This is a genomic window from Sphingobium sp. FG11 (genome assembly GCF_057809915.1).
The window spans coordinates 52,415-66,329 of record NZ_JBMDKW010000015.1 but is presented as its reverse complement, the minus strand read 5'-3'; the positions used below and the strand labels follow the sequence as shown (position 1 = coordinate 66,329).

At 60.7% G+C, this 13,915-nt stretch carries 12 protein-coding genes and 1 pseudogene; 10 read left to right on the top strand and 3 right to left on the bottom strand.

Annotated features, from left to right (window positions below; translation table 11 throughout):
* Positions 1-32 precede the first annotated feature (32 nt).
* The 4 genes from ACODSN_RS13210 (at position 33) to ACODSN_RS13195 (ending at position 6,953) form a co-directional block, all read left to right on the top strand.
* On the top strand, positions 33-1,226 hold the full coding sequence (locus ACODSN_RS13210) for a site-specific integrase (RefSeq protein ID WP_489055954.1): 1,194 nt from the start codon (positions 33-35) through the stop codon (positions 1,224-1,226).
* 1,032 nt (positions 1,227-2,258) lie between these two features.
* The gene (locus ACODSN_RS13205; RefSeq protein WP_489055953.1) at positions 2,259-3,923 is read left to right on the top strand and encodes a SulP family inorganic anion transporter; all 1,665 of its coding nucleotides are present in this window, start codon (positions 2,259-2,261) and stop codon (positions 3,921-3,923) included.
* Positions 3,924-4,063: 140 nt separating this feature from the next.
* Positions 4,064-4,825: a spermine/spermidine synthase domain-containing protein gene (locus ACODSN_RS13200; protein ID WP_489055952.1), complete on the top strand. Its 762-nt coding sequence runs from the start codon at positions 4,064-4,066 to the stop codon at positions 4,823-4,825.
* 466 nt (positions 4,826-5,291) lie between these two features.
* A complete protein-coding gene (locus ACODSN_RS13195; protein WP_489055951.1) occupies positions 5,292-6,953 on the top strand; it encodes a Na+/H+ antiporter in 1,662 nt (553 codons plus the stop codon).
* 1 nt (position 6,954) lies between these two features.
* Here ACODSN_RS13195 and ACODSN_RS13190 read toward each other — a convergent pair whose 3' ends face one another.
* Positions 6,955-7,371 carry a DUF167 domain-containing protein gene (locus ACODSN_RS13190; RefSeq protein ID WP_489055950.1) on the bottom strand — a complete coding sequence of 139 codons (417 nt, stop codon included), beginning with the start codon at positions 7,369-7,371 and terminating at the stop codon, positions 6,955-6,957.
* Complete coding sequence (locus ACODSN_RS13185) at positions 7,368-7,676, bottom strand: alkylphosphonate utilization protein (RefSeq protein ID WP_489055949.1); 309 nt, start codon at positions 7,674-7,676, stop codon at positions 7,368-7,370. The genes ACODSN_RS13190 and ACODSN_RS13185 overlap by 4 nt, the downstream gene beginning before the upstream one ends.
* A 251-nt stretch (positions 7,677-7,927) precedes the next feature.
* Here ACODSN_RS13185 and ACODSN_RS13180 point away from each other — a divergent pair, with 251 nt between their 5' ends.
* The gene (locus ACODSN_RS13180) at positions 7,928-8,839 is read left to right on the top strand and encodes a fused MFS/spermidine synthase (protein WP_489055948.1); all 912 of its coding nucleotides are present in this window, start codon (positions 7,928-7,930) and stop codon (positions 8,837-8,839) included.
* Between the two features lie 146 nt (positions 8,840-8,985).
* Here ACODSN_RS13180 and ACODSN_RS13175 read toward each other — a convergent pair whose 3' ends face one another.
* Positions 8,986-9,297 (bottom strand): helix-turn-helix domain-containing protein, encoded by a 312-nt coding sequence (locus tag ACODSN_RS13175; protein WP_489055947.1) that lies wholly within the window; start codon positions 9,295-9,297, stop codon positions 8,986-8,988.
* A 361-nt stretch (positions 9,298-9,658) separates the two neighbouring features.
* Between ACODSN_RS13175 and ACODSN_RS13170 the strand changes: the two genes are divergently transcribed.
* The 5 genes and pseudogenes from ACODSN_RS13170 to ACODSN_RS13150 all read left to right on the top strand — a co-directional run bounded on the left by ACODSN_RS13170 (position 9,659) and on the right by ACODSN_RS13150 (position 13,761).
* Positions 9,659-9,934: a hypothetical protein gene (locus ACODSN_RS13170; RefSeq protein ID WP_489055946.1), complete on the top strand. Its 276-nt coding sequence runs from the start codon at positions 9,659-9,661 to the stop codon at positions 9,932-9,934.
* A gap of 35 nt (positions 9,935-9,969) precedes the next feature.
* Positions 9,970-11,571 carry a phosphoenolpyruvate carboxykinase gene (locus ACODSN_RS13165; RefSeq protein WP_489055945.1) on the top strand — a complete coding sequence of 534 codons (1,602 nt, stop codon included), beginning with the start codon at positions 9,970-9,972 and terminating at the stop codon, positions 11,569-11,571.
* A 304-nt stretch (positions 11,572-11,875) separates the two neighbouring features.
* Complete coding sequence (locus tag ACODSN_RS13160) at positions 11,876-12,331, top strand: GNAT family acetyltransferase (protein WP_489055944.1); 456 nt, start codon at positions 11,876-11,878, stop codon at positions 12,329-12,331.
* A gap of 44 nt (positions 12,332-12,375) precedes the next feature.
* Positions 12,376-13,534 (top strand): annotated as a pseudogene (locus ACODSN_RS13155) (acetyl-CoA C-acyltransferase).
* Positions 13,535-13,578: 44 nt separating this feature from the next.
* Positions 13,579-13,761: a hypothetical protein gene (locus ACODSN_RS13150; RefSeq protein ID WP_489055943.1), complete on the top strand. Its 183-nt coding sequence runs from the start codon at positions 13,579-13,581 to the stop codon at positions 13,759-13,761.
* Positions 13,762-13,915: the final 154 nt, after the last annotated feature.

Sequence of the window (13,915 nt, the reverse complement as noted above, 5' to 3'; positions counted from 1 at the left end):
ACAACCAGCCCGTTCCCGACGTGTTCTCCAAGATGACCAAAATCGCAGCTTCGGGCCGACTGGGCCTGGAAGGGCCGAAAACCGCTGTAGCGGCGGCTGAAGCGGCCCTGCCGGCCGTCAGGACGCCGGCCGACGTCGCCTGGACGATCATGCAGAGGCGCGCCGGCGCGCGCATCACCGTCAACGAGGCGTTGATCGCCGCCTACCAAGCCGCGTCCTCGCCCCACAGCATCCGCGCGTTGAAGTCTGACGTCGAGGCGTTCGACGCCTGGTGCCGGCGCACCAGTCGGATGGCGCTGCCGGCATCAGCGGAAACGGTCGCCGACTATCTCGACGCGCGGGCCGGGGAAGGGAGCCGACCCGCGTCGCTATCGCGCTACAAGGCGTCGATCGCCAAGATCCACCAGCTGCTGGATCTCAAAGACCCTACCCAGGTTCAGCTGGTCAAACTGCGCTTGCGGGGCATCCGGCGGGAGAAGGGGGTGGCGCAGGCGCAGGCGCGGCCGCTCAGGTTCAAAGGTCCGGTCAAAGACGTCGAGCGGGACCAGCCGCGCGGGCTCAACATCCGTGCGCTGCTCGAGGCGTGCGGCGACGATCTGCCGGACTTACGCGATCGCGCTCTCCTCTCCACAGCCTATGACACTGGCCTGCGCGCCTCCGAGCTGGTGGCCGTGTGCGTGGAGCATATTGTCGACGCGCTCGATCCTGAGGCGCGGCTGCTCGAAATCCCGCGCAGCAAGGCGGACCAGGACGGGGAGGGGGCAACAGCCTTTTTGTCGACGCGCTCGGTGCGCGCTATTGCCGCCTGGCAGGCGGCGTCGGGGATCGAGAGAGGGCCGCTGTTCCGGCGCGTGCAAGTGCGGCGCTACAAAGCGCGCAAGACGCTGCCCAAGCGTGCTGTACCGGCGCGGGTGGAGTTTGACGTGGGGGAGGGAACGCTCCATCCTGGCTCAATTGGACCGATCTGGCGGGCAATGATCCGAAAGGCCTTTGAGCGAGGCGCCTTGATGGATTTGACGATCGACGATGTGGCGCGGCTACTCAAGGGAGTCAGCGCACATTCGACGAGGGTAGGGTTGACGCAGGACATGTTCGTGAGTGGCGAGGATCTCGCCGGCATCATGGACGCGGGGCGGTGGAAATCGCCGCGAATGCCGCTCAGCTACAATCGAAATCTCGCGGCTGAGCAAGGGGCTGCCGGGAGGCTGATGGCGAAGATTGGGTAAAATTCCATTATGTCGGCGAGGGTATCGGCGGGCAGATTTGTCGTCGCTCTCGAGCGAGGGCCTCGCAATATTCGCGCGATATGGCTTCAAGGCATATGTAGCGACGCAATGAAGCGGGGCTGCTTTGTTAGCCCAGGGAGCTAGTTTCGACAAACTGGTCGCTAGCCAGCTTCCGCAGGGCCAGGAGCCATCGACCGATGATCGCTGCCGCATCGTGACTGGATTCAACGGTGGGGGTGCCGTACATGCCAGAGCGCTGTCAAACTCCGCCGTGGCACGTTCCATGCGCGCGGCCATGTTCCTGAGTGCACAGCTGATAGTGCCAATCAGCCGGTCGTTCTCCGAAAATTCGATTACGGCAAAGCAGGCGATGGGCAGAACGTCGCTATAGTCGGCCGAAATTACAGGATGAACTTTCTATCTCGGTATCGAGATCGTGTTCCTTATCATCGCCAGCCACTTGGAACGATCGCAATGACTGGGCCTAGGATTTTAGCTGGATAATCGGCGGCGCGCTCAGGATATTGAGACGGGCCGTCGCTAGAACCAGATGTTCGAAACCTGAAACGAGACAGGCGCATCCGTCACCCGGCCTCCATAGCTGGCACCGGCTCTCGCTTTTGAAGGTTCGACGCCTCCGCCTTCGTCTCCGCAGGCGGGGGCATTTAGGCCAAGACGCACGTTGAACGCAATTGCGTGATGGGCCCCTAGCAAAGGATTGGACGAAGATTTCCGGTTGGAGGCTGATCTACGGCGATGCCGGAGCGCCGCGGCTTATGCGCTTTAATGCATCAGAAATGCTTCATCATACTTCCTATTGGTGCTAAGTATCTTAATTCTGATGCATGAAACATCATTCTCGCCGTTTGGGAGGCTCCGTTGAAATGATGATCTGTTCCCAGATGGGCGAGGACGCATCGCGATCGTCTCGGAAGTGCCATCAAGCAGGGCGGAGGGCCACGGCGCGGCTTGAGGTCAGACGTTCAAACCGCCGCATCGCGGATAACGGCATTGTCCCGAAGAGGACTGATCATGACGCTTAAGGCAATTCCGCGCGAGTTTACCCCAAAGCTCTTCTCGGTTTTGCGCGAAGGATATACTGCCGCGAGACTCCGCGTGGACGTGACGGCCGGTCTGACGGTGGCTATCGTCGCTTTGCCGCTGTCGATGGCGTTGGGGATCGCCAGCGGGGCAACGCCCGACAAGGGCTTGATCACGGCGGTTGTCGCGGGCCTGCTGATCTCGGCACTTGGCGGTTCGCGCGTCCAGATCGGCGGGCCGACCGGCGCGTTCGTTGTCATCGTTTTCAATGTCATCACCAAGCATGGCTATGACGGCCTAGTCCTTGCAACTTTGCTAGCGGGAATCATCTTGATGGTCGCTGGGTACATGCGGCTTGGCGGCCTTGTGAAGTACATCCCGCATCCGGTCGTGACGGGGTTTACAGCCGGTATTGCCGTGATCATCGCCTCGAGTCAGGTGAAGGACTTTCTTGGGCTGCGCATGGCGGCAGTCCCAGCGGATTTTCTGCCGAAATGGGCGGCGTATTTCAACGCCTTCGGTAGTCTGAGCGTCACAACGATCGTCATCGGCGGCGGCTCGCTCGCGGCCATTATCATTCTCCGCAAGTTTGCACCCCGGATCCCGGGCTTTTTGGTCGCGGTTGTGCTTGCATCGATCATTGTCGCGGTGTTCGGTCTTCCAGTAGACACGATCGGCACACGTTTCCCGCATCTGGAGACTGGACTTCCCCTACCACACATTCCAGCCTTTTCGCTGGCAAAGGTGCAGGATGTCCTACCCTCCGCGTTCACGATCGCCTTTCTCGCCGGAATTGAGTCCCTGCTTTCGGCCATCGTCGCCGACGGCATGACCGGATTTCGCCACCGCTCCAATCAGGAGATGGTCGGCCAGGGCGTCGCGAATTTCGCCTCGGCACTGTTTGGCGGACTGCCGGCTACCGGCGCGATCGCGCGGACGGCTACCAACATCAAGGCCGGCGGGCGTTCGCCGATCGCTGGCATGTCGCACGCAGGGTTCATCCTGCTGTTCATCCTGCTTGGCTCCAAACTGATGGCCTTCGTTCCGATGGCCGCGCTGGCCGCTATTTTGTTTATGGTCGCCTGGGGCATGAGTGAATATCGGCATTTTCTCGGCTATCTCCGGATGCCCAACGGGGACCGGATCGTCCTGCTGTTGACCTTTGGCCTGACGGTGCTGGTCGACCTCACCGCGGCGATCGGCGTGGGTGTGACCCTCGCATCTCTGATCTTCATGGCGCGGATGAGCTCGACCGTCGAGATTGGCGCCGGATCGGATGACGATGCCGAGGATCCCCATCAGCGCGACACGGTGCCAGCTGGTGTCGAGATCTTCAGGATGAGCGGGCCGTTTTTCTTCGGTGTCGTCGGTGGTCTCATGGATACGTTTCGCGCGATGGGCCAGCAGCCCCGCGTCATCATCCTGAGAATGCGGTTGGTCCCGATGATCGACGCCTCGGGTGCAACCGCACTCGAAGGTCTCGTCGACGAGGCGGCGCGCGCCAATATCAAAGTGATCCTGTCGGGCGTGCGGCCACAGCCCCTGGAAATGCTTCGGCGCGTCCACCTCGGGTACGGCAACGGTCGCGTCAGCTATGCCGACGATTTCGCCCAAGCGCTCAAGCTGGCTCGACAAGCCGCCGAACCCGCCCGCTGAGATGAGCGGGCGTTCGCGCGCACATCAAAACCGCGCCACCAAGCGGTGTTGTCGCGGCGCTCGCCTTTGTCAGGCGGCCTTCCAGATACGGCCATGCAGCGGCCACAACTCCGCTGCTCGAATGCAAGATGAGGACACGCGTGTCGCCCGGAGCACCCTATATAGATGATTGCGGCGATGCGCGCTTTCTTCGCTTCGACCACAGGCTCGTACAGACCTGGATGAGCCTAAGCGATCCGCTGCGTCTCGAGTTTGACTACATCCGGGTCATGATGGGCTTTCTGCTGTTTCGGGCAGAGCCCAAGCGGATCGATATCATCGGTCTCGGCGGTGGTTCGCTGGCCAAATATTGCTATCGCCATGTGCCGTCGAGCTGCATCACCGCTGTCGAAATTAACGAAGCGGTCGTCGCGATGCGCACGAGATTCTGCATTCCCGACGATGACGATCGGCTCCGAATTCTCGTGGGAGACGGGGCGGACTATATTCGAGCGAGCATAGAACAGGCGGACGCCCTCTTAATCGATGTCTGTCAGGAAAATGTGCAGCCGCCCCAGCTATGCTCGCAAGCGTTCTACGACCAATGCTTCGATCATTTGGCTCCCGGCGGCGTGCTGGTGGTCAACGTCTGGGAGCAATATCAGCTTTGCGCCAGTCGCCTGCGGAACAGCTTCCGCAAGGGTCTTATCGTTGTGCCCGCCGGGGACGGGGGCAATCATATTGTGATTGCGGTGAAAGGCAGCCGATCGGCGCCTGTTCCCGATTATGACGCCGTCCTGCGTGCGCATGGCAGGCGTCACGCGGCATTCTTGCCGGATGTCGCGAAGCGTATCGCTGAGCCGCCCCGGCTCCGGCCTCTGCTCCGACTGCGGGCTTTCGCGACCAGCGATCCATTAGGGTAATGGTGGTGCGTCCACCCACCGCCAACTTCCTCGTCATCATATTCGACCGCACCGCGCGAACCTTCTCGGTCGAAGGACCTGTTCAAGATGACCGGTCATGCCGCGCCGCTGTCGACGCAGAAAAGCTGTCCGGGCGGGACATAGACTATCTTTTTTACTCTCAGGGTCCGACGCGTCAGTGGCGGCGTAGCGCCGCCGAGCGCTTCCGGCGAGATTCGAGTTTTCGTCGCGTTGCGATCGGATCGATTCTGGGGATCGATCTTCGCAAGCTAAGCTAAGTATGAAGATGGCCCGTGGCTGGCATCGCGGTGGGGCGGGAGACTGACGGTGTTTAATCGCTAGCGCATCCCGTTCAGATCAACTGGTCCGTAGGTCGCTGACGCGATATCCTGGCTACCCGTTGTTTTTTCCGAGCGCGTGGCACCATCCACAAATTCACTGATTTGCATGGCGGAACGATACTTTCTTGGCGATCATAGCGACCATACTCATCCTTCTCCTCGCGGTTGCCGCAAGCGGCGCGGCCGTGCGGATGGTTCCATTCTCTCTGCCTCGGCCACTTTTTCAGATCGGGATCGGCGCGTTGATCGGCGTCACCGGCACATTCCATGTCACGCTTGAGCCCGAAATCTTCTTCCTGCTCTTTTTGCCACCGCTCCTCTTCCTGGATGGCTGGCGCATTCCGCGAGAAGAATTATCGCGGGATGGCGCGACCATCCTGGCGCTTGCGCTCGGTTTGGTGCTGTTCACCGTGCTCGGCGCCGGCCTGTTCATCCATTGGCTGGTTCCCGGCATGCCCATGGCATCCGCATTCGCACTCGCTGCCGTCCTCTCCCCGACCGATCCGATCGCAGTGTCAGCGATCGCCCAACGCGTGCCGATCCCGCGACGCCTGATGCACATACTTGAAGGCGAATCGCTGCTTAATGATGCGTCGGGACTCGTGTGCCTGCGCTTCGCCGTCGCCGCCGCGCTGACCGGCACGTTCTCGCTTCCAGAAGCGGGGCTGAGTTTTGTATGGATGGCGTTTGGCGGCGTCATGATCGGGGCCAGTCTGACGTGGGGGGTGACCCGCATAAAGTCGAAGATCTCGGCACGCTTCGGTGAGGACAGCGGGTCTCATATCCTAATCAGCCTGTTGATTCCGTTTGGCGCCTACCTGATGGCAGAGTCGATCCATTGCTCAGGAATCTTGTCGGCGGTCGCCGCAGGGCTCACGATGGGACTTGCCGAAACGTCCGGACCGGTCTTGGCGGTGACTCGGATCAGACGAAACACTGTGTGGGACATGATCCAGTTTGCCGCCAACGGCATCATTTTCGTGTTGCTCGGTGAGCAGCTCCCCTTGATCCTCAAAGGCGCGGCGGTGACCGTGCGGACAACGGGCCATCACACGCCGTGGTGGTTGCTGGCCTACATCCTGGCCATCACGATCGGGCTGGCGGCACTACGTTTTGCATGGGTTTGGGCGTCCTTTCATCTGACCGTCTTTCGCGACGGTCAAGCGAGCCGGGCCACCCGGTTTCGTACGATCATGGCCATGACGTTTGCGGGTGTCCGTGGAGCGATCACCCTGGCCGGTGTCCTCACTCTTCCGTTGATGATGCCGGATGGCACGCCGTTTCCAGCACGCGACCTGGCGATCTTCCTGGCCATGGGCGTGATCATTGCGTCATTGCTAGCAGGCAGCCTGGGTCTTCCTTTGCTGTTGAAGACACTGGATTTGCCGCTCGCCGCGACCGCCAGAGCAGATGATGATCGCGCGCGCGTTGCCGCAGCCGAAGCGGCGATCGCCGAGATCGAACGGGTGCAACATCGTTTGTCCAAGGGCCGGAAGGACGCCGATCTATATGTGTCCACCGCCGGTCGGATCATGGACGAGTATCGCGAACGGATCGAGAGCCGCTCGCATGACGCTGAGACGTCAAGCCTTGCGCGCAGGGCGGACTCGATCGAGCGGGAATTGCGCTTGGCGGCGCTCAGGGCTGAGCGCACCGAAATCCTGCGCAAGATGCGGACGCGTAAGCTCGGGAGCGAGGCGGCGCGCAAGATCATCCGGGAACTTGATCATCTCGAGGCGCGATATTCGGGCGAAGACGCGGGAGCAGGACGGACGGCAAAATTCTGATCTAAAGCAATGAAAGATGCTGAAAGACCGCCGGCAATTGCGACGGCGTTTCGATCCGAAGCTGCTTATTGACGTTCATTCGTCCGTAAACGACTGTAATCGCCGACGCAGGCACCCCGAAATGTTTGGCAAGGAACCTGACCATATGGTCTGTGGCGCGCCCTAGCTTCGGTGCTGCGGTGACGCTCACCATGAGCTGTCGACCGCGGACTTTGCCGATCGCATCTTCGCGCGCACTTGGTTTGCCAAGAATATTGACGACGAGCGTCGTACCGTCCCACCAGAAAAAGCGGTCGTCGCCGTTTCGATCAGAACTCGCTGGACGTCGCTCACCCTGCGCCATGCAACCACCGCTTGAAACGCGGACCTTGCCGCTTTGTATGGTCTTCAAGCCGGGCGTTCGCCCGGCGCTGATCATCGCTTCTTGACGAACTCCGCGCGCAGGACGAGCCCCTTGATGCTCTCATGGCGGCAATCGATCTCCTGCGGATCGTCGGTGAGGCGGATCGACTTGATGACGGTGCCCCGCCGCAAGGTTTGGTTGGTGCCTTTGACCTTCAGATCCTTGACGAGGATCACGCTGTCACCATCGGCCAGGACATTGCCCACATTGTCCCGAACAATGTGGGCGGCATCGGTTGGTATGTCGGCAGCGGTCAACTCGGCCGCTGGCCGCCATTCACCGCTTGCTTCGTCATAAACATATTCATCCGAGCCGCTCATCGCGAAGCCTTGATCCCAATGTGGCTGCTGTCGCCTTCAACGCGATGGCAGAGCCGATTTGATACATGGCCCTTGACGTATCAAAATCGGAATCAATATGCTATAGCGCAGTCATGATGTTTGGCACATCATCTACAAAGAACCATGTGGGGTGCGACGCCTCGAAGCCGATGCCGCAAAGACGGCCCCGCTCGCTAGCCATCAGTCGCGTCGTGCCGGTCACATTGCGGACGACGGGATACTCTTCATCAATGACCAACCCTTTCACCAGCGACGCCTTCCGGGATGAGTGGGACATCGTTCCCCTCCCAGACGAATGTCACGGGGTGTCGGACATCGATGGCCTTTCGAGCGCGGACATCCGCGTCCTTGCGCGACTAGGACTTTTCCCGGGACGGCATGCCGACCTTCTCGCGCCGGCCGAAACCCCCTATATCTCCGAGATAGATAAATACCAGTCGCTGCATTTCGACTGGAGCACCGTCCAGAGCGAGATGGACACTGAAGACCCGCTCGCGCTGACGATCGACTATACCCGCATGATGATGGGGTTTTTGCTGTACCATCCCCGCCCTGCCCGTATCGAGATGATCGGTCTAGGCGGCGGCTCGCTTGCGAAGCTTTGCCACTACCTGCTTCCCCGGACCGACATTACGGTCGTGGAAATCGATGGCGATGTAATCGCGCTACGCGACCGGTTTCTTGTGCCACGCGATGACGAGCGCTTTCGGGTCATCCATGCCGATGGCGCCGATTATGTCCGACACTCGGACGCGCGCCCGGACGTCTTGCTCGTGGACGGCTTCGACATCTACGGACAACCGGAGCAGCTCTGCTCAGCCGCCTTTTATCGGCATTGCCGCGATCGACTGAACCCGGGCGGTGTGATGATCGCAAATCTTTGGGGAGGCGATCACAATGTCCACCACCATATCACGCGCTTGCGGGTCTGTTTTGACGGAAGGCTCATTGTTGCACCAACCGAAGGGGGCACCAATCAAGCCGCGATAGCCAGAAGGTCGATGGGCCTCGACCTCAGCCGACAGGAGATTTCCAGTATCGCTGAGCAGTTTCCGCAACGCCAGGCTGCGTTTTTGCCCGCAATCGGCGGGCGGATCCGACGGGCGGTTGATCGCCTCGCCGAAGAAGCGTTCAGCGGTTGATGCGCCCCAACCATCTCTCATGCCCACCTGACGATTTGCGGATGTCACACCAGCTCACGGAAGGCGAAGCGGGCGCTCGGCGAGCTGTTGGCCTGCGTGCCATACGACGACCCACTGGCACGCCCCTCGGTCCACACCGCCGAGGCTTAGCTGCCGGCCCCGATACTTTGCCCCTCGTTGGCGGCGACTGCCACGGCGACCCGCCGGGGCTGCGTCTCCCGTAAGCGTACGCCGCGACCGACACCGACGCTCGGGCTATTCTCAGCAATCAACTCGACACCGGCACGCTCAAGCGCGTCAACGACCTTCATCAGCGTATCGATGATACCGCGGACCTGACCGTCAGACGCCTCCATGCGCTGGATCGTCGGTAGCGACAGGCCTGCCATTTCGGCGAGCTCACGTTGGTCGACGCCCAAAAGGGCACGCGCGGCTCGCATTTGCGCCGATGTTATCATCCCGAAAACCTCTCAACGCGGCGGTGATGGTGAACCTATAGATATGCATGTCTCAGACATGAATGTAAAGGTGCAGCTTATCTCATGACGCTGTTATCGGTGGCCCGAGCATCAAGATCGAAGCATCTCGCGCCATCGGTCTACAGCATGATGTTTAAAGCATCATCATGCCACTTTAAAGATGCATCTTCATATGTCATATATTAGCAGTGCATGCGTTTACCGCAGTGCAGCAGACTCGGTCGGCTCCGCCGGTCCTTGGTAAGGGAAGGGTACGCAAGTCAATGATGTTCGTCAGCTGGCCTGTAGCACATCCCGGCCCCAATGCTTCCAGTCGGTCGCCAGCCTGGACAGCAGCGGCATGAGCGGCACCGCTCCTTCCTCGAATTCGCTGCCCGAGCGCGGATCTGTTGTTTCGCTCGCGCGGGTTCGCGGGCGTGGTGTGTCGGCACGAGCGCTCGACACCAGCCATACTGGCGGCGCGCGGACGGTGATCCTCGAGGTGCGCACCGGTGACGGGACCGTCGACATGGCCCTGACCGCATCGGAAGCGGCCGAGCTGATGTTCGAGCTGGGTTTTGCCTTGGAAGAGGCCGCCCGCATCGTCTCTGGTCGCCCCCCTCGCGACGCGGCCTGACATCTTTTCAATCGACTTGTGAAACGGAGATACCGATGGGATTCAACGCTGGCGCACCTGCTTTCGATGGCTTTAGCTTCGAATCCGGGACTGTCGTTCATCACAACGCTGATGTCCCCTTCCTCGTGGAAGCCGCACTGCGACGCGAAGAAGGCCGTCTAGCCGAGAACGGCCCCCTGGTCGTCGAGACCGGTGCCCATACGGGTCGCTCGGCGAAGGATAAATTCATCGTCCGCGATCGGATTACCGAGGAAGCGATCTGGTGGGGCAAGATCAATCAGGGCATGTCGCCTGATCATTTCGACGTCCTGCAGCGTGACTTTCTTGCCCATCTCGCGACACTCGACACGGTGTTCATCCAGGATCTGTTCGGTGGATCGCAGCCCGAATATCGCGTCAATGTCCGCGTCGTCACCGAACTGGCCTGGCACTCGCAATTTGTTCGGACATTGCTGGTGCGCCCCGACACAGCGGAACTGGCGGCCTTCGCGCCCGAGTATACGATCATCGATCTCCCCTCCTTCAAGGCGGATCCGAAGCGGCATGGTTGCCGCTCGGAAACGATCGTGGCGGTCGACTTCACACGAAAGACCATCCTGATCGGGGGCACCGCTTACGCCGGCGAGATGAAGAAGGCCGTGTTCTCGATCCTCAACTATGTCCTGCCGCCGCTTGGCGTCATGCCGATGCATTGTTCCGCAAATATCGGCTCCGATGGCGATACGGCGATCTTCTTTGGCTTGTCGGGGACCGGCAAGACCACGCTCTCAGCCGACGCCAGCCGCATTTTGATCGGTGATGATGAACATGGGTGGTCGGACACCGCTGTGTTCAACTTCGAAGGCGGTTGCTATGCCAAGATGATCCGGCTGTCGGCCGAGGCCGAGCCCGAGATCTTCGCAACGACAAAACGGTTTGGGACCATTCTCGAAAATGTCGTGATGGATGCCGACACGCGCCAACTCGACCTCGACGATGCGACGCTCGCCGAAAACACGCGCGGAGCCTATCCGATCGATTTCATCCCCAATGCGTCGCACGACAATATGGGGCCGGTGCCGCGCAATCTCGTGATGCTGACCGCCGATGCGTTCGGCGTTTTGCCCCCGATCGCCAAGCTCACGCCCGCGCAAGCGATGTATCACTTCCTGTCGGGGTACACCGCCAAGGTCGCCGGGACCGAAATTGGCGTCACGGAACCCGAAGCCACCTTCTCGACCTGTTTCGGCGCGCCGTTCATGCCCCGTCACCCCTCGGTCTACGGCAATCTCCTGCGAGATCGCATCGCCAAGGGCGCTGTCGACTGCTGGCTCGTCAACACGGGCTGGACCGGCGGGCAATATGGCACGGGCCGGCGGATGCCGATCAAAGTCACGCGGACCTTGCTCAATGCTGCTCTCGATGGGAGCCTGAACGATGTTGAATTCCGCCAGGATCCCAATTTCGGTTTCAAGGTCCCGGTAGCAGTCCCCGGCGTTGACGATGCCATCCTCGACCCGCGGTCGACCTGGGCGGATCCGGCAGCCTATGATGCGACGGCCGCTAAGCTCGTCTCGCTGTTCGTTGAGAATTTCGGCCAATTCGCCGATGCCGTCGATCAATCCGTTCGGGACGCTGCGCCAGCCGTCGCTGCCTAAGCGTGACAGCCGCTCAATTCCCTTCTGGAGCCGATCGCCCGTCGCACATCATCTGCCGATCGCGTGATCGACGCGCGTTGCGTCTCGATCACGACAATTCTCGCGGTCCCTTGTTTCGGGAGCAGCTGAAGTCTTGGGCCACTGGCTATCGATTCCACAGCGGCTTTAGACGAAGCATCGTACCTGTTCGTGATGTTGCTTGGCGTAGCGCGAATGGCGAGGGTTCCTCGCGCCAAAAGGCGGTTGGCCGGTGCGATCGCCGTGAACCACAATGTGGCGATCGGTCTCGGCACGGCTCGTGGTGATGGCCTCGATCCTCAAGATTCGAAGGGTCGTGGCCGCAGAGCTTCAGGCCGTCATCGCGCTGTGGTGGGTCACCGACCACATTCGTCCGTGGAATAATCCGCAATCCGATGCCGAGCGCGCGCTGGCCACACCGACCTCGACGATCCTTGGCGGTTTTTTGGGCGAGACCCTGATCGCGACAGCAATGGTTGGAAGCGACGGTCATCGCGGTTGGGTGTATTATCTGGCTGTTGCTCCGAGCCATCAGCGATGTGGCTTTGGCGGGCAGATGATGGCTGCTTGCGAGGCCTGGATCGAAGAACTCGGTATTCCCAAGATCCAGCTGATGGTGCGATCCGAAAATCGCGAAACCGTCCGCTTCTACCAAAAGCTTGGCTACGCGATCGGCAGCGTCGTGCTGCTGTCCAAGCGCTTTGAAAGTGACGAGCCCGACACGCGTCCGCATCACAGTTGATTGTCCGCAGCGCGGCACCGCACGGACCAACAGGAGATATTGCCATGGGCATTGCGTATATTATCGATAGCGTGCGGACGCCGCGCGGCATCGGAAAGCCCGGCAAGGGGTCGCTGGCCCATCTCCATCCCCAGCATCTTGGGGCGACGGTCTTGCGCGCGCTCGCCGAACGCAACGATCTCGATACCGCGGAGGTCGACGTTCATCTGCTCGACCAGCACGCAGAAGGGCAAGCAGGGCGGGGACCTCGGTCGCATGGCGGCTCTGCTGGCAGGGTATGATCCAACAAGCAGCGGGGTGACGCTCGACCGCTTCTGCGGCGGCGGAATCACCGGCGTCAATCTCGCGGCCGGGCAGATCATCTCGGGTCTTGCCGACTGTGTTGTCGCTGGCGGCATCGAGATGATGTCGTATCACGCCCAGATCGCGGCCGAAGAGGCCGCCGGTGGTCTTAAACCAATGGGCATGGGATCGGGCAATCCCGCGCTCCAGCAGATCCATCCGCAGTCCAACCAAGGCGTATGCGCGGACGCCATCGCCGCCCGCGAGGGTATCACCCGACGGGATGTCGATATGCTCGGCCTCGAAAGCCAACGCCGCGCCGATGTTGCCATCCGCGAGGGCCGCTTCGCCAAGAGCCTCGTCACCGTTTTCAACGAAGACGGCAGCGTCGCGCTCGACCATGACGAATATCCGCGCCCCGAGACGACAGCCGAGACACTGGCGGGCCTGAAGCCCAGTTTCGCGGCAATCGCCGACCATGCTCTCGTTGAGGGCGGCCCCACGTTCAGGCAGCTGATCAATCAGAAATATCCCGGTCTGGCTTGGAAACCGCGCGCGCGCATCGTGATGGTGGCGAATATGGGTGATTGCCCGACCTTGATGCTCAACGCGCCGGTTCCCGCTGCACGGCGGGTCCTAGAAAAGGCTCGCTTGCGCAAGGAGGATATCGATCTCTGGGAGGTCAATGAGGCCTTCGCGGTGGTGGCAGAGAAGTTCATGCGCGACCTCGATCTCGATCGCGACACGGTGAACGTCAACGGGGGGGCGTGTGCGCTTGGTCATCCGATCGGCGCGACCGGGCCGATGCTGATCGGCACGCTGCTTGATGAGCTTGAGCGCCGCGATCTCAAACGTGGCCTGGTCACCATGTGCGCGGGGGGTGGCATGGCGCCGGCGATCATCATCGAACGCCTCCAGTAGCAACCGGCAACCCGCCCCATCGCAACAGGAAGGGAGACAACAGCATGATCTACTTCTGGATCGGCCTGATCTGTGTGATCCTGATGATCATCTTCATCATCCCCACATTGGCGGGTGGGCGCTGGCATGACCAGCAGAAGGAACTCCGCGATCGCGCAGAGCAAGCGCGACTGGAGCAACTCAAGCGCACCAGCGCAGCGGATCAGGACAACGAACCCCGCCCCTGAGCTTCTCGGTTCGCCCCCCTGGCAGCGGCAGCTTCAATCGCTAAAATCTAATATGATGTTTTATACCTCATCATTGCTACTTCACATACTATCTAATCTGCTTTATATATCTACTATGAAGTGCGTAGCGATCAAGGCGTGGCAACACCTCTGC